Below are 17821 nucleotides of genomic sequence, written 5' to 3'. Positions count from 1 at the left end.
CTCAGGGCCGCGACGGCGCATCGCCTCCCTCCGACGCAGCGTCCGGTGGCGCCTGCGCGTCTTCTTCATCACGGGATTCGGGCGGTGCCGCCATCACATCAGGATCCTCGCGCGACACGGGCGCGGCCGACCCGCGCAGATGCTCCAGCAGGCCATCAATGTTTTCCAGATGAATACTGGTGCGCGGCACGGCCAGATCAAAACCCTCCTCATCCATGCGCCGCTTGAGACGCAGATTGAACTCGCGGGCCACTTCCCACTGCATGACCGGTGCCGTGCGAAAGCGGGCCCGCACGATGGCCGAGCCTTCGGTAAAGCTCTCCACGCCCTGCATCTCGAGCGCCGACCAGATCTTGAAGCGAAACAGCGGATCATTGCGCATGCCGCCGGCGGTCTCCTCGATCATCTCGATGGCCCGGTCGATGGTCATGCGCTGAGGCACGCGCACCCGGAACATGGCGTAGCCGAACTCGCGCGAATAGTTCTGCACTGCCTTGATCTGGCTAAAGGGCACCGAGTGGACGATGCCGTCCAGATCGCGCAGGCGAATGGTACGCAGGCTGAGCTTTTCGACCGTGCCCAGATTGCCGCCCACATCGACAAAATCATCGATGGCCAGGGTGTCCTCCACCAGAATGAAGATACCGGTAATCAGATCCTGCACCAGCGTCTGGGCACCAAAGCCCACCGCCAGACCGATGACACCGGCACCGGCCAGCAGCGGTGTCACGTTCACACCCAGATTGGCCAGCGCCACGATCGAGCCGATCACCACGATGGTGACAAACACCACGTTGCGCATCAGCGGCGTGATGGTCTCGGCCCGTGCCCGGCGCGCCCGCCCGCGCTGGGAGCGCGACGTTGAGGTCATGGCGCGGTGGATCGCCGTATCGGTAAGAATCCAGACCAGCCAGCAGACCAGCACCGTCAGGCCGATACTGAACAGAGGCTGCGCGATACGCTCGCCCACCCCGCCGGTTCGCCCGAGGTTCAATATCGAAAAGCCCCAGGTCTGTGCGGCGCATTCGGCGAAGATGACCCAGCACCCCAGATGCGCCAGCACATAGCCAAATCGCGTCAGACGGCGGGTATAAAGCGATCGCCGCGGGCGCTGGCGTACCTGCTGGCTGCTGCGTCGCAAAAGACCGGTCACGATCAGCGTCACGATCATGAGCGCGGCCGTCAAAAGCGCCCGGGCAAACACCGAGCGCACATCGCCGCTGTAGGTCAGGATGGCCAGCAGCGAGGCGGCCACGATCAAAAGCGCCGGGATATGCCAGACCCTGCCCAGCACCTGAATCAGATCACTGACCGCGCCCCCCTGCTGACGCTGGCTCAGCGGCCGATTGCGGATCAGATGTCGGATCGGGCGGCGAAAGCGCACCACGAAAAAGCCGGTCAGTACGACCGCCGTGATGTTGACCACCTCGGCACTGAAGCCGGCCAGATCACTGCCGAGCGCCTCGGTGAGCAGGGTTGCGTTAAGGGCGTCGCCCAAAGCGGCCACGCTGCCGATATAGAAAAGCGGCCACGCCGCCTGCTGTCGCAGCAGGCGCAGCGCCGTGCGGCGATGCCCCCAGGAGAACAGCGAGAAAACAACCTCGCAGACCGAGGCGAACACCATGCCACAAAGCGCCGCCCAGCCAAGCGTGGTCGCCAGGGTCATGCCGGGTGTGGGGCCCATGCGAAAGGTGATCGCAAGCGTACCGGCAAAGGCGACACCCATGGGCAGAAGCCGTCGCAGACAGTAGCGCATCAGTACCACGGCGGTGGGCTGTTCGGGCAGGCGCAGTGCCACCCCATAGTGCTTGCCCACGGCGCGGATCAACGCATAAAGCAGCACCCCTGCAATCAATTGCACTGCCAGCGTGATCAAAAAGTCGCGCAGCAGTATCCAGCGACTGCCGTGCTCGCCAAAGCGCTCGGACAGATCATCCAGCGCACTGTCGGCATTGTGCTGCCAGCTCTGGACCAGACTTCGCCCCTCGCCCTCCTGGCCGGTGACCTCCTCGAAGGTGGCTGCAAGCGCCCCCAGAAGGCCACGCCCTGTGGCGCCCGGCGGTCCCTGCGAGTCGTCGCTGTCGATACGGGCCTGGCTTGCCTCCCTGAGATCCCGCAGCCCCTGCAACAGCGAATCGCGCTGCTCACTGTTTTCAAGCGTCGAGATCAGTTGATCGAGCGAGTCACGAATCTGTTCGGGAGAGGCCTGCTCGCTGCTGCCAGAACCGTCGCCGCTGCCGGACCCCAGTCCGGCAAGCTCGGCGGCCGAGCCATGGGCCTGTGGCACCGCCGCCAACAAAATCAGCATCAGTGTGAATATTGCGCCCAGTCGGCGCATGGCTGTCAGCGGCCAAAGCCCTGTTATCGCCTGCATTGCCTGATAGTCCTTTCGATCCAACCGGCAGGCAGCGTGACCTGGTCGGGCCCGGCTCACAAGTGGCGCGCATCAATGGCGGTGACAACAACACGGTTCGCCGCCATTTCCTTCACCCGACAAACGCCCATCAAGGGCAGTCGCGACCAAAAAGCGGCACACCGGGGCCGGTCAGACCGGAAAACGGTTGAAAAAATATTGACGCTGGCCCATCATACCCGGCCATTAAATTTGGCTGACCAACATCTTTCCGGAGCGCGCCATGAAAGCAGGCATCCATCCCAAGTACCGCACGGTGATCTTTCACGACACCAATGCCGATACACACTTCAAGATTCGTTCGACAGTAAGCACTGGCGAGACCATCGAATTTGAAGGCGAGACCTATCCGCTGGTACGTCTGGATATTTCCTCTGCATCGCACCCCTTCTATACCGGCCAGCAGCGTCAGGCCAGCTCTGAAGGTCGTGCAGCACAGTTCCGTCGTCGCTTTGGCAACTTCGGTACGCGCAACAACGCAGAGTAAGACCCCGGGCGCGCTTCGCCCGTGTCATACGGCCTCGTTCGAGCCGATATTTCGAACACTGCAGCGCTCCTGTATGCCCGAAAGGCTTTCTTTCGGGCGTCAGGGCTGCCCTGCCCGACCCCGCACGACCAGCATCTCTCCCTGTCAGTCCCCTTGTGACATAAATCAGGCTGAATCACGTATCCGGGCATGAACCTGCCATGGACGCTATTGTCTTATTATCAGCCATTTTGATTCAGCCACTACCCGTGAGGAGTGTTTACATGGCAGATCAAAGTTATAACGCCGCCTGGCGCATGGCCGAAGAGATGAAGGCACGCGCGCGAGGAGCACAGCCCTCCCGCCAGCCCGGCGCCCTGAAAATGCTGGGTGCGTGGATGATCTTCGGTATTCTCCTGATGCTTGGCAGCGTACTGGCCCTGTTCTTTATTCTGCTGGGCTGGGCCATGATGCCGCTGGTGCGCCACCGCATGAAAAAACAGGCAGGCCAGCAGGGCCAAACCTGGCAGGGCCATACCGCAGCGTCTGACGGTCACGCCACGCTGGAAGGTGAATACGAGATTCGCCGCGACGCTCAAAAGCGCTGATCGACACTGTTTTGTCACTTAAAAAGCCGGCTCAGCCGGCTTTTTTGATGCCCCTGCCCCGTGACGCACTCTGCCGCCCTTGAATTGCCGCTGACACGACCCGATGTCCTACATAATGAGCCTGCTAATGATATGCTGGCGGCAGTGCTTTCCCGTGATTTTCAGAGGCCACCATGTCCCTACTTGCCAATACCCGCCTGTCCGTACTGGATCTGGCGCCCGTGCGTCAGGGCGGCGCCATCGCCGAGACGTTCGATAATACGGTGACGCTGGCGCGTCATACCGAGTCGCTGGGCTTTCACCGTTTCTGGCTGGCCGAACACCACAATGCAGCCGGTATCGCCAGCGCCGCCACCTCGGTGTTGATCGGTCATGTGGCGGGCGCCACCTCAACCATCAGGGTCGGTTCCGGCGGCATCATGCTGCCCAATCATCCGCCGCTGATAGTGGCCGAGCAGTTCGGTACGCTGGCCACCCTCTACCCCGACCGTATCGATCTGGGTCTGGGCCGCGCGCCCGGCACCGATGGCGCCACCATTGCCGCCCTGGGCCGCAATCCGCAAAGCGGTGTGAGCGATTTCCCGCAGCAGGTGGCAGAGCTTTCTCGCTATCTGGGCGATGAGCAGGCCGGTCAGCGCGTCAGTGCGTGGCCGGGCCAGGGCACCCACGTACCGCTCTGGCTTCTGGGCTCCAGCGGCTACAGCGCCCAGCTCGCCGCACACCTGGGACTGCCGTTTGCCTTTGCCGGGCAGTTCGCGCCGGGCTACATGATGGAGGCGCTGCGGCTGTATCGCACCAATTTCCAGCCCTCCAGCGTGCTTGATGCCCCCTATGCCATGGTCGGCATTCCGGTGGTTGCTGCAGACAGCGATGAAGAGGCGCAGTATCAGGCCACGACCCAGCAGCAGAAGTTTTTGTCGCTGATCCGCGGCCGTCGTATCCAGCTGGCGCCGCCGGTACGCGAAATGGACTGGAGCCCGCACGAGCAGGCCGCCATCGCCAACAACCTGGGCGCCTCCATCGTGGGTGGACCGGACACCGTTCGCCGTGAGCTCGAAGCCTTTATCGAACGCACGGGCGCCGATGAGGTAATGATCAACTCGGACTTTTATGAGCACGCCGACCGGCTGCGCAGCTACGAGATTCTTGCCGATCTTCGGTCGGGCCGACGCTAAGCGACCCGACCGAATCCGTGTGTGTCAGGCAGGTGTGCCTGACGCCCCCGCCTTCTCCCGGGCCGCCAGCGCCCGGTTGATCATGAACACCATCACCGCGATACCCGCACCCGCCAGGTCAGTCCAGAGCCCCGGGAAGATCAGCATCAGCGCGCCCGCCAGAGACAGCAGTCTCATGGCCATGTTAACCCGCGTCCATAGATAGCCCTCGGCGGCGATGGCCAGCAGCGTCACGCCTGCCACACTGGTCACCAGCACCATCAGGATATTGGTGATCGTGGAATCGATCATCAGCATTTCATGGGCAAACACGAACATGAAGGGCACCACGAATCCGGCAATCGCCAGCTTCATGGCCTGAAAGCCCGTGGCATTGGGCGAGCCGCCGCTGATACCGGCGCCGGCATAGGCAGCCAGCGCCACCGGCGGCGTCAGATTGGCAAAGATGCCGAAATAGAACACAAACATGTGCGCCACGAACACGGCCGTCTCATTACTGCCCGAAAGCTCACGAAACAGCGGCAGGTTGAGCAGAATCGGCGCGGCCATGGTGCTGGTGATGATATAGGTCGGAATGCTGGGCAGCCCCATGCCCAGCACGATGGAAGCCAGCATGGTCAGAAGCAGCGTGACCATCAGCTGCAGGGTCGGACTCGGGATCTGTGAGCCCAGCGCCACCACGGCATCGGCCGCCTCCAGCGCGATGCCGGTCAGCGTGGCCACCCCCACGATGATGCCTACCGCCCCGCAGGCCACGGCCACCGGAATGGCATTGCGAATGCCGCCTTCCATGGCATCGACGCAGTCGCGCGCGGTCATGGTTTCGGCCACGATACCCTTGCTGGCACGCAGCGCGTTGATGATGACCGGTACCGCAATCACCGCCAGCAGCCAGAGCCGCTCTGTGGCAATGGCCGGCATCCCCCGCCCCATGATCAGCCCTTCCAGCTGTGGCTGAAAAATCAGTGCCAGAAGAATCAGCGACACCCCGATCACCACGCGGCGTGTACCGCAGATCAGCACTGTGGCACCGATCGACCAGAAGGCGGCAAAAAACGGTGCGCGCCCGTCAGCCAGCAGCCAGATCAATACCGCCATGGGCACCAGTAGATGCCCGCGCTCGACCATGACGGCCCGTACCGGCGAAAGCTGATCGCGCGGGATTCCCTTTAGACCGTTGCGCAGGGCGCGCAGATGTACCTGGATCAGCACGCCCAGATAAAAAAGCAGCGCCGGGATGATGCCGGCCATCATGACCTGGGTATAAGGCACCGACAGCACCTCGGCCATGATAAACGCCGCCGCGCCCATGATCGGCGGCAGGATCTGCCCGCCCACGCTGGCGGCCGCTTCCACGGCGCCGGCAAAGTTGGCCTTGTATCCGGTCCGTTTCATCAGCGGGATGGTAAAGGCGCCGGTGGTGACCACGTTGGCAATGGCCGAGCCGTTGATCGAGCCCAGAAACCCGCTGGCAATGACGGCCACCTTGGCCGGCCCGCCGCGGGAGTGACCCGCCACCGCCAGCGCCAGATCGTTGAACAGCTGTCCCAGCCCCGACTTGCCCAGAAAGGCCCCAAAGAGAATGAATAAAATGATATAGCTGGCCGATACGGCAATCGCCGAGCCCAGCAGGCCTTCGGTGATGTAGACCAGATGCGACATCAGCTGGCGGCCGATCGCCATTAAAATATTCGGATTGAGTTCGGGGTAAAAGGAGAGTCTGGCGTAGATGCCATAGGCCAGAAAGGCCGTGGCCAGCAGTGTCAGCCCCCAGCCGGTCACACGCCGAGTGGCGTCCAGCACCAGCAGGATGGCCACGATGCCGATCACCATATCCAGATCCGTGATGCGCCCGGCGGCCAGGATAATCCGCTGGGTGGACACAATCATGTAGATCCCGATGCCCAGCGCCAGCAGTGCCAGGATTACATCGCGAATCGGTACGCGGTCACGCGCGCCCTTGCGAGTAAAGGGATAGAGCACAAAGGCCAGGGCCATCAACGTATACAGGTGAATGCTGCGCTGCTGAATATCGATCAGCGGCCCGGCCGTCGAGGTATAAAGATGAAAGAGGGCCAGCGCCACGCCCAGCCACGTTACGACTCGGGCGAAATGGCGCGGCAGACTGTGACGTATGGCACTTTCGCGGTCATATTTTTCCAGCAGTGCCGGGTCCAGCGCAGCGCTGTCGTCCCTGCCTGCCAGGCCACCGGTCAGCTCGGCGCCGTCATGCTTGTCACCCGAAGCGTCACGGCTATCCGCTTTTGTGTTCATGCTGTTGTCTCCGTGCTGACCCGGGGCCCAGCTACTCCCCGGTCATCCGGTACCACCAGGGGCGCCACAGGGCGCCCATGACCATCACGGGTGGCAGCCGTTGTTGTTGGAATCTCAGGACAGGCGCCGCCCCGAGCGCGGCCAGATCGAAGCAGTACCCGCCATATGCCATGCGATAGTGTTCCCGGGCGGCGGCCTGAACCAGCAGAGGGTCTACCGGGCGATCGATGTCATCCAGTACAACCCAGCCCTTTTCGACATGGCTGGCACGGCCAATATCCGGCACGCCGGCCCCGAAGGTCTTGAAGCGGCTTCGCACCACGCGAATCCCGCCCCGGGACAGCTCAAAGGTTTCGATCCAGTCCTCACGCTCTACCGAATGCTGCCAGCGCAACGAAAAGCGTGTGCCCTCATCACCGGAAAACACATAGCGCCGCTCAAGCGTGTCTTCGCCAGTCAGTTCGCTGACCACCAGCCAGGGCCGGGGCCAGCAGAACACCAGCACGACGACAAGCGCGTACAGTACAAGCCATCCGTGACGACGCCGCACGCGCTCGCTCAGGTCGCGTCGCTACCCTCGGCGTCGTTTTGCGCCGCACTTGCCTCGCGACTGTCGTAATAACGCTGCGCACCGGGATGCACCGGCAGGACCAGATCCTGATCCAGCGTATCGGCGCCTACCTCACGCAGGGCACCCACAGCCACCTGACCAGAACCGAGATACTCGTCAAAGCGACGCGCCAGTTCTTCGGCCACATCGTCACGCATGCTGGCCGGGGCGATCAGAAGGTTGCGGATGGCCACGGTGTTGACCGGCTCGGAGAGGTTATAGCGCTCGGCAGCATTGGCCGGAATGGTGTAGCTCTGATAGTAGGGGTAGTCGTCCATCAGCGTCCGGGCAATATCGCCGTCGATGTTGACGAACTTGATGTCCCGACTCTGCATCAGCCCGGTGATGTTGCTGTTGGGAACGCCCGAGGTGAAAAAGGCGGCATCCAGATTGCCGTTGCTCATTTCGGTGACGCTGTCGGCATAACCGGTATGACTGACGCGCGCCAGATCGTCGTACTCGAGACCGGCAGAGGACAGGGCGATTCTGGCGCTGGCCTCTACGCCGGACCCCACCTGACCGACGCCGATACGCTTGCCGGCCATGTCTTCGATGCTGTCGATACCGCTGTTGCCAAGCGCCACGACCTGCACCACGTTGGGATACAGCCCGGCGATGGCGGTAATGTCGGCGGCATTGCCTTCAAACTGGTTCTGACCGTTGACCGCGTCATAGGCCACATCGCTCATGACGATGGCCAGCTGATTCAGGCCGTCCTGAATATTCTGGATGTTCTGCACCGAGGCACCGGTGGAGACCACCTGGACGTTACGCACCAGCGGACTGGCTTCAAGCACGGACTTCAACGCACCGCCGAGCGCATAGTAGGCCCCCGAGGTGCCCCCTGTACCAAACACCACCTGAACGGGATCTGCTGTCGCGTCACCGGCGTTGTTCTGGCGGTCGTCGCCCTCCTGCTGAGCGTTCTCGGCGCTGTCCGTCTGCTGATTGTCGCTGTCATCGCCGCAGCCGCCGAGCATCAGCAGGGCCAGCGAGGCCGCTATCAGTCCGCTTTTGTAATTCATGGTGCTTGTCCCCTGATCCATTGGTCTCGTACGCTTTTGTTCATCGAGCGCTGTCGTGCGACGCCAATGTATACAGGGGCAAAGGCGTAATACAACGTGCCCAACACCTGACAGGCATCGGGCACGGCATCCATTGGTCGCATTGAAAAAATCAGAACTTCATGTAACGACCTCGATGCATTAATTCACGAAGTCGTCGATGAGCTCGGCCAGCCGCTGCGGCATTTCCATCGGCAGCAGGTGCCCGTGATCGGCAATCACCTCAAGGCGCGGTGAGGCGAACTGACCCAGTACCAGTGCTTTCTGAGTCTGCGGCGGCAATGAGGGGTCCCGGTCGCCCACAACGATCAGCGTCGGGCAGTCCAGCACCCCCACCTCGGCCGAGAAGTCTTCGCGGCTGCCGTGACGCGGCCAGGCCTGCCAGGCCTCGGGCGAGGCGCGCATGGCATCTTCCACGGCGTCACGATAGCGCGCCGGCGACAGGGGCTGTGCGATCGCACCATCGATAAAGGCCTCGGCCTGCTCACGGCCGTGATCAAAGGCCTGCTGAAACTCGCGCTCCTCGTCACTGACCGGCTGCGGACCGGCCGGTGCCGGCGCCACCAGCACCATTGAAACCAGCCATTTCGGGCGCCGGGCCGCCAGCACCATGGCCACCTTGCCGGAAAACGAGTGGCCTACCAATACAACCCGCTCAAGTCCCATTGCCTCGATGGTCTGTTCCACCTGGTCGGCCATGGCACGGGTATCGAATCCATCGCGGTCGGCGGCATCGCCAAATCCCGGCATATCCAGCGCAACGCAGCGATGCGCCGGTCCCAGATGTTCGATAACCTCCAGCCATTCGCGGTGGGAATTACCGAAAAAGTGCATCATGACCAGTGCGGTCTCGCCCCGGCCACGATCGATCAATGGCAGCATGTTGTCTCCCTGATACACGCATGAAATATTCATGCTGAGCATAGCTGGCGTTATTGCACATGACAGCGAGCGATTGTCGATGACCGCACAGGCATGTCTATACTGAGGCTCATGTCCGACAACTCCCGGTAATGCCGGTCCCCCCTCGAACGGTTATGGAGGATGCATACCCATGGATACCAGCGGTTATATTGTCGCCAGTGACAGCGCCATTATCGGCATTGGAGAAACGATCAACGAAGCGGCCGAACAGGCGCTCGAGTGGAGTGATGACTACGATGGCGTCGAGGCGCTGATCGCGGATATGGAAAGTGATCTTGAAAAGGCGCACGAGGAGGATGGCAAACCCTATGTGCGCCGTGCGACCGCAGCACTCATCGAGGCCGTCGAGAAAGGCGGGACCCCGGAGCAGTGGACCATCGTCGACAACGTGGCCTGTACCGCCGAGGAAGCCATAGAGCACAACAGCTAGGCCGTTTACCGGCGCTTCCCGGCGCCGCCCTACAGAAGCCGGCTGATACCCGGCATGCCACCCAGCCATTTCTGAGCCCGGGCCAGCAGAGTGCCGGGTTCCTTGTGCAATCGGTGCGTTTCGTTGTTCTCGTTCACGGTCAGCCAGGAGAGCTGACCCTGATCATCGCGCTCGACCTTGAAGCTGCTGGCCGGGCTCAACGCTCGTTCGATGACCTCGTCAAGTTCTGCCACCAACCCATCGTGCTCGACCCGTAGTCCCATCTCATTGTTCCACCAGGTCGAGCGTGGATCGATATTGAAAGAACCGATAAAAAGTCTTTTATTGTCCATGACCATGGCCTTGCCATGCAGGCTGGAGGCCATGATGCCGAAATGGTGCTTGCGTCGCCGGCGCGGTTTGTAACCGTGACGCAGCTCATGCATGTGCGCCCCCTTTTCCAGGTAGCGTTGCCGCCAGGGCGCATAGCCGCCGTTGACCACCGGGGTGTCACTGGCCTGCAGGGAGTTGGTTAATACGGTGACCTCCACTCCCCTGTCCAGTAGCGCTTCAATATCGATGACATCACGCTCACTGGGCACAAAATAGGCCGAGACAATTTTGATGTGGTGCTGCGTCTGCGCCACTATCGCGCCCAGGGCAGGCCCCATGATCAGCTCGCGGGATGGGTAACCCGGCTGACAGGGCTTGTCGGGGTGATCCCAGTACAGTTCGCCGTCGGCCTGAACCAGCTCGCCCAGCCCCTCTTCCAGTGCCCGCTTCTCACCATGATGAATGGGCAAAAAGGCAGAGTCTGCCAGCTCCTCGCCGGACAGCTTGCGCTTGAGTTCATCACGCAGCGCCTGCCAGTCACGGCCCGGGGTTTCCGGAACCAGAGAGGTCAGCGTGCGCACACAGTGACCGTGCCAGTATTGGCTGAAGCATTCACGCATCTGCTCGGCAACGTGACCGTCTGCCACCAGCATGTCGAGGTCGGCGAAATTGTATTCGCTTTTGGTGATGAAATAGTCATCGCTGAGGTTGCGCCCGCCTGCGATCCCTACCACGCCATCCACCAGCCAGAGCTTGTTGTGCATGCGCCGATGCGACTGACGAATGGTCAGCCCCATGGCGAGTCGATGACTCCAGGTATAGCGACGCCAAAAGGTTGCCGGGTTGAAAAGGCGCACGTCGATATTGGGGTGGGTCTGCATGGCACGCAGCATGCCCTGCACGCTGATGGCGCTCATGTCATCGACCAGCATCCTGACGCTGACGCCGCGCTCGGCGGCAGCCAGAAGCTCGGCCATCAACACCTGGGTGGTGGTGCCGTCCTCAAGGAGATAGCTCAGGCTGTCGATGCTGTATTCAGCGTAACGAGCCAGATGCGCACGCACCTCAAAGGCATCAAGACCATCGGACAGCAGGCGCATGCCGCTGCTGCTTTCCGAGGGCGGTCCGTACTGTTTCGCCCAGCGCGCCAGCGCACTGGAACTCATATCATTGGTCATGGAAGGACTCATGGTCACGTCGCTTGAGCGACCGATTACGGTAATAGCGACGCAGCAGGGCGGCATAGAGCGCTGCCACGAGCATGGCCACCAGGACCAGGCCCTGGCACGGACGTTTCAGATGTTCAGGTAACAGGGTCTCAAAGAGCACGATCAGAATAAAGCCGATCATCTGGGTCGCAATGGCCAAAATACGAGGGGTATCACGACGTCGAGCGCGCAAAGAGCGGGAATCGGGCATGAAAATCACCGGCAACGACATGGATCAGAAAGCACCGCCGGGCATGCCGGCCGGTCCAAGTTTAACGCATGATGGAAAAAACGAATGGAACTCCTTGATAGCGCCATGACCGCCCTGTCCGCTGGGCAACTGTTCACGGCCTGCGCCACGATAACGCTGCTGGTCGCGCACCTCATCAGCCCCTTGGCACGCTCTGTCACAACGCGCTGGGCACTGGGGGCGCTGATCGTCTGGCCGGTCGGCGCCTGGCTGTGGTCCTGGCCCTTTCAAAGCATGTCACTTCGCACGCTACCATGGCCGGGAGACCAGGGCACGGGCGTCGCCGCCGGTGGCCTCGCTGCCCTGTTGACCTGGACGGTGTGGTACTGCCGAAAGCGCCCCGTATCCAACAAAAGACTCTGCACGCTGATCATGATGGCAAGCGGGCTCTGGTGGGGGCTGGATCAGTGGCGATCAGAGCTGTCTTCGCCGCTGCCCGACACCCTGCCTGCGCTGACGCTTGAATCGCTTGACGGTCATTCGGTGACGCCGACCGATGATACATCGCCGCGCTATCTTCTACTGTGGCGCAGCGACTGCCCACCCTGTCGGCAGTGGCTCGAAAGACTGGCCGGCCGGCCGGCGGACCATCGCCCGGCACTGGCGCTGATCAATCAGGGAGAGCCTCTTCTGGGCGTTATCCGATATCTCGACCAGCATCCCGATCAGCAGCTCGAGCTGGAAAACACGGCACTGCTGCTGGACCCGCGCCAGCGCCTGCTGGCCCTTACCGGAAGCCAACGCCTGCCGGTGCTGCTGCACGTCGGGCCGGACAGGGCGCTGACGCGCGTTGATGATCTGTCTACCCTGTTTGCGGCACAGACGCCGTAACCCATGCCCACATCAACGTCCCGCCGGCCGTCTCTTTTGGTTAAGATAGGCACCCTTTCCAGGGGTCATGGCTGACGCCATGGCGCGCCGATGGCCCACGGCAGTTCATCTCCAGTCGATGACCGATCCACATCTGTACCCGCGCGCCCGAGAGGCGATATTTTCGAGGCATCATGAGCAATTTTATTACCGGTCAACGCTTCATCAGTGACGGCGAAACCGAGCTGGGGCTTGGCACCATACTCAACTGCGATGCGCGCAGCGTGACGGTCCTGTTTGCCGCCAGCGATGAAACCCGAACCTACAGCGTGCGCGAAGCCCCTCTGACCCGCGTGGTGTTCGGGCGCGGCGACCGCATCGACACCGACGACGGCCAGGTTCTGGTGGTCAGCGAGCTGCGCGACGAGGGCGGCCGCATCACCTACATCGGCCGGGACGACAACGGCGAGCGCGAGCTTCCCGAATCGCGCATCAGCGATCGCATGCAGTTTCATCAGGCCCGCGACCGTCTACTGACCGGTCAGATCGATCGCAACGATGCCTTCAACCTTCGCTACCGCAGCCTTCAGCATCTGGCCCGCATCGAGCGCCACCCGGGCTTCGGCCTGTCCGGACCGCGTATCGATCTGATTCCCCATCAGCTTCACATTGCCGATGATATCGCCAGCCGCCGCCTGCCGCGTGTCCTGCTGGCCGACGAAGTCGGTCTTGGCAAGACCATTGAAGCGGGGCTGGTGCTGCATCGCCTGCTGCTGACCCAGCGCGTCGAGCGCGCCCTGATTCTGGTCCCGGACAGCCTGACACATCAGTGGCTGGTCGAGCTTTTGCGCCGTTTCTCCATCGAGGTCACCCTGCTTGACGAGCAGCAAAGCCAGGCGCGCGGCGGCGACGGCAATCCGTTTGAATCCGCGCAGCTGGTGCTGGCCAGCCAGCAGTGGCTTTTTGCCAATCCCGAGCGTCAGAGTCAGGCACAGGCCTGTGCCTGGGACATGCTGATTGTGGACGAAGCCCAGCATCTCGAATGGGACCCGGAAACCGGTGGCGACGCTGGCTATCAGTGCGTCGAGGCGCTGGCCACCCAGCGTACCGGGCTGCTGCTTTTGAGCGCCACGCCGGAGCAGATGGGCGACGTCAGCCACTTTGCTCGCCTGCGCCTTCTGGACCCCGAGCGCTATCACGACATTGGCGCCTTTCGCGCCGAGCAGCGCGGTCACGCAACGCTTGCCGAGGCGATCGAGGCTCTTGAGCAGCTGCCGTCACAGGCGCAGCATCGTGACACCCTGCACGCCATCATCGAAGACGACCCGCAGGCGCTGACCCTGCTGGAGAATCTGATGCAGGCCGGCAGCGATGAACAGCTCTCGCTGCGGGAATCCCTGCGCCGCGTGCTGCTCGACCGCTACGGCATCGGCCGGGTCATGTTTCGCAACAGCCGCCGCCACGTCAGCGGCTTCCCGGTGCGCCGCCTGCACGTCAGCGAGCTGGAAAACCCGGGCGCCTATCGTCGTATCGAGCAGCGCATCCACCGCGATGAGGACTATCTGGACAGTCTTTTGATCGAAACCGGGCTGGACTATCCAGAGATCCTGCTTTATCCCGAGGCCACCTTTGAGGCGCGCCGGCAGGAGACTCAGGACGATGACCGCTGGTGGCGCTTCGACCCGCGCATGACCTGGCTTCGTGAGTGGCTCAAGGCCCATCCCGGCGAGAAGGCGCTATTGATCTGCCACTACGGCGAAACCGCCCGCGAGCTGGCCGCCGGTCTGCAGGTCCTGACCGGCCTGCATGTCCCGGTCTTTCATGAAAACATGACGCTGATCGAGCGCGACCGTGCCGCCGCCGCCTTTGCCGAGGCCGAGGATGGCAGCCCACTGTTGATCTGCTCTGAAATCGGCTCTGAAGGGCGCAACTTCCAGTTTTGCCATCACCTGATCATGTTTGATCTGCCGCCCCACCCTGATCAGCTGGAACAGCGCATCGGACGTCTGGACCGTATCGGCCAGCAGCACGATGTCGAGATTCACCTGCCGGTCATGGACGGCAGCCCGAACGCTGCCCTGCTGCGCTGGTATCAGGAAGCGCTGGCGGCCTTTGAGGCGCCCAGCGGTCTGGGCAGCGTGATCAGCGATGCCCAGGGCGATGCCCTGTTTGATGCATTGCTGGACGAAGAAGCACTTGAAGAGGTCATCGAGGCCTCGCGCGCTCTGGCAGTACAGACGCGCCAGGAGCGTGAGGCCGGGCGCGACCGCCTGCTGGGCTGGAGTTCGTTTGATGCTCACCATGCCAGCGAGATGATCGAAGCCGTCCAGTCGCTTGATGATGATGCAACGCTTGATCGCTATCTCGACCAGGCACTGGACGTGTTCGGCATCGACACCCGGGAAACGGACGAAGGTCTGACCTATCTGCATCCGGGGTCTCACATGGTCGACGGCATGCCCGGACTGATCCGTGGCGAGGAAGGCTTTACCGCCACCCGCTCGCGAGCGCGCGCCCTGGCACGCGATGACCTTCAGCGTCTGTCCTGGGAGCACCCACTGGTACGCGAAATGCTCTCCCGGGCCACCAACGAGAGCATGGGCAATACGGCACTGGCACTGCTGGCCCATCCGTCCATTCCGGGCGGGCGCTTCATGCTGGAAGCCATTTTCCGTACGCGCACCAGTGCGCCGAAGGCGCTGCACGTCAATCGCTTTTTCCCGCCTGCCACGGTACGCGTTCTGCTCGATGAATCGGGCCAGGTGCTCTCCGACAAGGTCTCCTTCGGGGGGTTGGCGAAGAACCTGCGCCACGTTAAAAAAGGCGTGGCCCGCAACCTGATCCGGGAACGTCAGCAGCAGCTGCGCGAGCTTTTTGATCAGGCCGAACAGCAGGCCGAGGCAGAATTGCCGGCACTGGTGGATGAGGCACGGGGCCGGATGACGACCCAGCTGACAGAAGAAATCGATCGGCTCGAGGCGCTGGCGCAGCGCAACCCGGACGTGCGCGCCGAGGAGGTCGAGATGCTGCACCAGGAGCGCCTGGCCCTTGAAGAGGCCATCGCCGGCACCCGTTTGCAGCTTGATGCCGTGCGCGTGATCGTGACCGTCGACCCGCAGTAGCGCGGGTCGTACGTGGTGGCTGAAGTTGCGCCGCTCAGGCGGCGCGACGCTCGATGGCGGTCAGCGCCTTCTCAAGGGTCGGGTAGTCAAACCGGAAACCGGCCGCCTCGAGTCTTGCCGGCACCATGCGTGCCCCGGTCAACAGCAGCTGCGACATTTCTCCCAGCCCCACCGATATCACGCCCCCCGGCACGACAAAGGGGGCCGGCCGATTCAGACTGGCCGCCAGCGTGCGGGTGAATTCCGCATTGGTCACGGGCTGTGGCGCGCCGGCATTCCACGCGCCCTGTATACCGTCATGCTGGAGCAGAAAGTCGATAATCCGCACCAGATCGTGGCGGTGAATCCAGGGCATGTACTGCCGCCCCTTCCCGAGCCGCCCGCCCACGCCCAGGCGAAACATGGGTCGCATGGGCTTGAGCATGCCGCCATCACGGTCCAGCACCAGTCCGATACGAATGCAGGCCACCGGCATTTGATCCGTGGCCAGTTGCTGCGCTTCTTCTTCCCATTCCCGACAGAGCCTGTGGGCGAACTCATCGTGAGGTGAGGTCTGCTCGGTGACTTCCCGACTGCCCTGATCACCGTAATAACCCATTGCCGAGCCCGAGATCAGCCTTCCCGGCGGCTGCTCCAGACGATGGCACAGCTCGCCGACATCGCGTGTGGCCTTCACGCGTGACTCGATCAGCTTTTTCTTTTGAGCCTCGCTCCAGCGGCGGTTAAAGATGGGCTCGCCGGCCAGATTGACCACCGCATCCACCTGCTGATCGGCAAAATCGACCGCCGCGGCGCGGGCCATGACGGGGACACCGATGGTGGCATGGGCCTTGTCGGGCTGACGCGACACCACCATCAGCGTGTGTCCCTTTTCATGCCAGTAACGACAAAGCGCCTGGCCGACAAACCCGGTTGCTCCGGTAATTACTATATTCACGTCACTCTCCCCGCCTGATTCATGGAGATCGCGCCGACCGGCATGGCCGATGGTCAAAATCCGAACCGGACCGTTTTGACGTCGACGCGCTTCTGGTACATATAACGTACAAGATTTATTCGGATCACGCCCGATGGCGCCAAAGACGCCGGGACTGAACCCCTTCAGACAATTTGAGGCTTTCGTGGACTTCTTGCACAATATAGCCATCGCTGGCGCCGGCATGGCCGGGCTGGCAGCCGCCCGGGCACTGCAGCAGACAGGAAGGAATGTACAAATTTTTGACAAGGGGCGGCGGCCGGGCGGTCGCATGTCATCACGCTGCAACGCTCATGGCCTGTTCGATCTGGGGGCCCAGTATTTCACCGTTCGCGATCCCGATTTCGCCCGGGTCGTTGCGGATTTCGAACAGCGAGGCATCGTTGCGCAGTGGCCACAGGCCGTGGCGCATGGAGAAAACGGGCAGTGGCAGGTGCGCCATCCCGAGCATCCCCGCTATTCGGGTCGGCCCTCCATGGCTGCACTGACCGATGCCATGGCCGAACCGCTGACCCTGCATCAAAACGTGCGCGTTACCTCCCTGACACGCGAGCCGTCCGGATGGGTGCTCAAGGATCAAAACGGCCACTCTTGGGGAGGATTTGACCATGTCATCGTGGCCCTGCCGGCGCCTCAGGCGGCTGAGTTGCTGGGCAACGACGCAGCCTCCCGATGGGCCCTGCCCGGGATGTCCTCGTGCTGGAGTACGTGGATACACCTTGATGCCCCGTTGAGCATGCCGGCAGGCATCGATACCTGGCACGGCGCCCTGCTTGATGACTCGCCTGTGCTGCGCTGGGCGGCGCGTCAGCAGACTCACCCGGGACAGCAGGACGGCGAGCGCGTGACGCTTCTGGCACACGATGACTGGTCTGATCGACACCTTGAAAAGGCCCCTGCCCAAGTAGCCGACGAGATGGTGAGTGCCTTTCGAAACTGTTATCCCCGGGCGCTTCCCGATATCAGGGCACAGGGTGCCCATCGATGGCGTTACGCCCAGCCACGCCGACCGATCGATGATCCCGCCGGCTATTTGATCGACCGGTCGCAGGGGCTGTCACTTTGTGGCGACTGGTGCATCGATGGCCGTGTCGAGGCGGCCTGGCAGTCGGGCACCCGCCTTGCTCGGGCTCTATGCCACCCATGAACGCCGGCCGCTGAAAATGGCTGCCCGCTTCA

General features: G+C 62.4%; 15 protein-coding genes. 7 read left to right on the top strand and 8 right to left on the bottom strand.

Going from position 1 to position 17821, the window contains the following annotated elements; all coding sequences use genetic code 11:
• Nucleotide 1: 1 nt before the first annotated feature.
• On the bottom strand, nucleotides 2-2374 hold the full coding sequence (locus tag ACS92L_RS15670; RefSeq protein WP_438766030.1) for a mechanosensitive ion channel family protein: 2373 nt from the start codon (nucleotides 2372-2374) through the stop codon (nucleotides 2-4).
• A 262-nt stretch (nucleotides 2375-2636) separates the two neighbouring features.
• Between ACS92L_RS15670 and ACS92L_RS15665 the strand changes: the two genes are divergently transcribed.
• The 3 genes from ACS92L_RS15665 (at nucleotide 2637) to ACS92L_RS15655 (ending at nucleotide 4662) form a co-directional block, all read left to right on the top strand.
• Nucleotides 2637-2900 carry a type B 50S ribosomal protein L31 gene (locus ACS92L_RS15665; RefSeq protein ID WP_438766029.1) on the top strand — a complete coding sequence of 88 codons (264 nt, stop codon included), beginning with the start codon at nucleotides 2637-2639 and terminating at the stop codon, nucleotides 2898-2900.
• A 263-nt stretch (nucleotides 2901-3163) separates the two neighbouring features.
• Nucleotides 3164-3487: a hypothetical protein gene (locus ACS92L_RS15660; protein WP_438766028.1), complete on the top strand. Its 324-nt coding sequence runs from the start codon at nucleotides 3164-3166 to the stop codon at nucleotides 3485-3487.
• Between the two features lie 173 nt (nucleotides 3488-3660).
• The gene (locus ACS92L_RS15655; protein ID WP_438766026.1) at nucleotides 3661-4662 is read left to right on the top strand and encodes an LLM class flavin-dependent oxidoreductase; all 1002 of its coding nucleotides are present in this window, start codon (nucleotides 3661-3663) and stop codon (nucleotides 4660-4662) included.
• Between the two features lie 24 nt (nucleotides 4663-4686).
• On the opposite strand, the gene ACS92L_RS15650 is transcribed toward ACS92L_RS15655, so the two are convergent.
• From ACS92L_RS15650 to ACS92L_RS15635, 4 genes are all read right to left on the bottom strand, one after another.
• Nucleotides 4687-6936 carry a TRAP transporter permease gene (locus ACS92L_RS15650; RefSeq protein ID WP_438766025.1) on the bottom strand — a complete coding sequence of 750 codons (2250 nt, stop codon included), beginning with the start codon at nucleotides 6934-6936 and terminating at the stop codon, nucleotides 4687-4689.
• Between the two features lie 31 nt (nucleotides 6937-6967).
• Nucleotides 6968-7486 carry a DUF1850 domain-containing protein gene (locus ACS92L_RS15645; RefSeq protein WP_438766024.1) on the bottom strand — a complete coding sequence of 173 codons (519 nt, stop codon included), beginning with the start codon at nucleotides 7484-7486 and terminating at the stop codon, nucleotides 6968-6970.
• Between the two features lie 8 nt (nucleotides 7487-7494).
• Entirely contained in the window at nucleotides 7495-8571 is a 1077-nt protein-coding gene (locus ACS92L_RS15640) for a TAXI family TRAP transporter solute-binding subunit (RefSeq protein ID WP_438766023.1), read from the bottom strand.
• A gap of 180 nt (nucleotides 8572-8751) precedes the next feature.
• Complete coding sequence (locus tag ACS92L_RS15635; RefSeq protein ID WP_438766022.1) at nucleotides 8752-9492, bottom strand: alpha/beta fold hydrolase; 741 nt, start codon at nucleotides 9490-9492, stop codon at nucleotides 8752-8754.
• Between the two features lie 172 nt (nucleotides 9493-9664).
• Between ACS92L_RS15635 and ACS92L_RS15630 the strand changes: the two genes are divergently transcribed.
• Nucleotides 9665-9964 (top strand): hypothetical protein, encoded by a 300-nt coding sequence (locus tag ACS92L_RS15630; protein WP_438766021.1) that lies wholly within the window; start codon nucleotides 9665-9667, stop codon nucleotides 9962-9964.
• Between the two features lie 29 nt (nucleotides 9965-9993).
• Here ACS92L_RS15630 and ACS92L_RS15625 read toward each other — a convergent pair whose 3' ends face one another.
• Together ACS92L_RS15625 and ACS92L_RS15620 are read right to left on the bottom strand one after the other, a co-directional pair.
• Nucleotides 9994-11454: a phospholipase D-like domain-containing protein gene (locus ACS92L_RS15625; protein WP_438766020.1), complete on the bottom strand. Its 1461-nt coding sequence runs from the start codon at nucleotides 11452-11454 to the stop codon at nucleotides 9994-9996.
• The gene (locus ACS92L_RS15620) at nucleotides 11444-11695 is read right to left on the bottom strand and encodes a hypothetical protein (protein ID WP_438766018.1); all 252 of its coding nucleotides are present in this window, start codon (nucleotides 11693-11695) and stop codon (nucleotides 11444-11446) included. The genes ACS92L_RS15625 and ACS92L_RS15620 overlap by 11 nt, the downstream gene beginning before the upstream one ends.
• 84 nt (nucleotides 11696-11779) lie before the next feature.
• On the opposite strand from ACS92L_RS15620, the gene ACS92L_RS15615 reads away from it, so the two are divergent.
• Together ACS92L_RS15615 and rapA are read left to right on the top strand one after the other, a co-directional pair.
• Complete coding sequence (locus ACS92L_RS15615) at nucleotides 11780-12565, top strand: hypothetical protein (RefSeq protein ID WP_438766016.1); 786 nt, start codon at nucleotides 11780-11782, stop codon at nucleotides 12563-12565.
• 173 nt (nucleotides 12566-12738) lie between these two features.
• Nucleotides 12739-15666, top strand: a complete 2928-nt coding sequence (gene rapA / locus ACS92L_RS15610) for an RNA polymerase-associated protein RapA (RefSeq protein WP_438766015.1) — start codon at nucleotides 12739-12741, stop codon at nucleotides 15664-15666.
• Between the two features lie 34 nt (nucleotides 15667-15700).
• On the opposite strand, the gene ACS92L_RS15605 is transcribed toward rapA, so the two are convergent.
• Nucleotides 15701-16603, bottom strand: a complete 903-nt coding sequence (locus tag ACS92L_RS15605; protein WP_438766013.1) for a TIGR01777 family oxidoreductase — start codon at nucleotides 16601-16603, stop codon at nucleotides 15701-15703.
• A gap of 133 nt (nucleotides 16604-16736) precedes the next feature.
• On the opposite strand from ACS92L_RS15605, the gene ACS92L_RS15600 reads away from it, so the two are divergent.
• Nucleotides 16737-17789, top strand: a complete 1053-nt coding sequence (locus ACS92L_RS15600) for an NAD(P)/FAD-dependent oxidoreductase (protein ID WP_438766011.1) — start codon at nucleotides 16737-16739, stop codon at nucleotides 17787-17789.
• Nucleotides 17790-17821 lie beyond the last annotated feature (32 nt).

The organism is Kushneria halocnemicola (genome assembly GCF_965650455.1).
Lineage (GTDB): Bacteria > Pseudomonadota > Gammaproteobacteria > Pseudomonadales > Halomonadaceae > Kushneria.
Note: the sequence above shows the minus strand (reverse complement) of the source record. Positions and strands in the feature narration are given on the sequence as shown.

What these genes read in the sequence shown, in the direction of transcription:
- ACS92L_RS15630 (WP_438766021.1), top strand. Translation starts at nt 9,665, where the DNA reads ATGGATACCAGCGGTTATATTGTCGCCAGTGACAGCGCCATTATCGGC.
- ACS92L_RS15620 (WP_438766018.1), bottom strand. Translation starts at nt 11,695, where the DNA reads ATGCCCGATTCCCGCTCTTTGCGCGCTCGACGTCGTGATACCCCTCGT.
- ACS92L_RS15650 (WP_438766025.1), bottom strand. Translation starts at nt 6,936, where the DNA reads ATGAACACAAAAGCGGATAGCCGTGACGCTTCGGGTGACAAGCATGAC.
- ACS92L_RS15660 (WP_438766028.1), top strand. Translation starts at nt 3,164, where the DNA reads ATGGCAGATCAAAGTTATAACGCCGCCTGGCGCATGGCCGAAGAGATG.
- ACS92L_RS15615 (WP_438766016.1), top strand. Translation starts at nt 11,780, where the DNA reads ATGGAACTCCTTGATAGCGCCATGACCGCCCTGTCCGCTGGGCAACTG.
- rapA (WP_438766015.1), top strand. Translation starts at nt 12,739, where the DNA reads ATGAGCAATTTTATTACCGGTCAACGCTTCATCAGTGACGGCGAAACC.
- ACS92L_RS15635 (WP_438766022.1), bottom strand. Translation starts at nt 9,492, where the DNA reads ATGCTGCCATTGATCGATCGTGGCCGGGGCGAGACCGCACTGGTCATG.
- ACS92L_RS15640 (WP_438766023.1), bottom strand. Translation starts at nt 8,571, where the DNA reads ATGAATTACAAAAGCGGACTGATAGCGGCCTCGCTGGCCCTGCTGATG.
- ACS92L_RS15665 (WP_438766029.1), top strand. Translation starts at nt 2,637, where the DNA reads ATGAAAGCAGGCATCCATCCCAAGTACCGCACGGTGATCTTTCACGAC.
- ACS92L_RS15655 (WP_438766026.1), top strand. Translation starts at nt 3,661, where the DNA reads ATGTCCCTACTTGCCAATACCCGCCTGTCCGTACTGGATCTGGCGCCC.
- ACS92L_RS15600 (WP_438766011.1), top strand. Translation starts at nt 16,737, where the DNA reads ATGGCGCCAAAGACGCCGGGACTGAACCCCTTCAGACAATTTGAGGCT.
- ACS92L_RS15670 (WP_438766030.1), bottom strand. Translation starts at nt 2,374, where the DNA reads ATGCAGGCGATAACAGGGCTTTGGCCGCTGACAGCCATGCGCCGACTG.
- ACS92L_RS15625 (WP_438766020.1), bottom strand. Translation starts at nt 11,454, where the DNA reads ATGACCAATGATATGAGTTCCAGTGCGCTGGCGCGCTGGGCGAAACAG.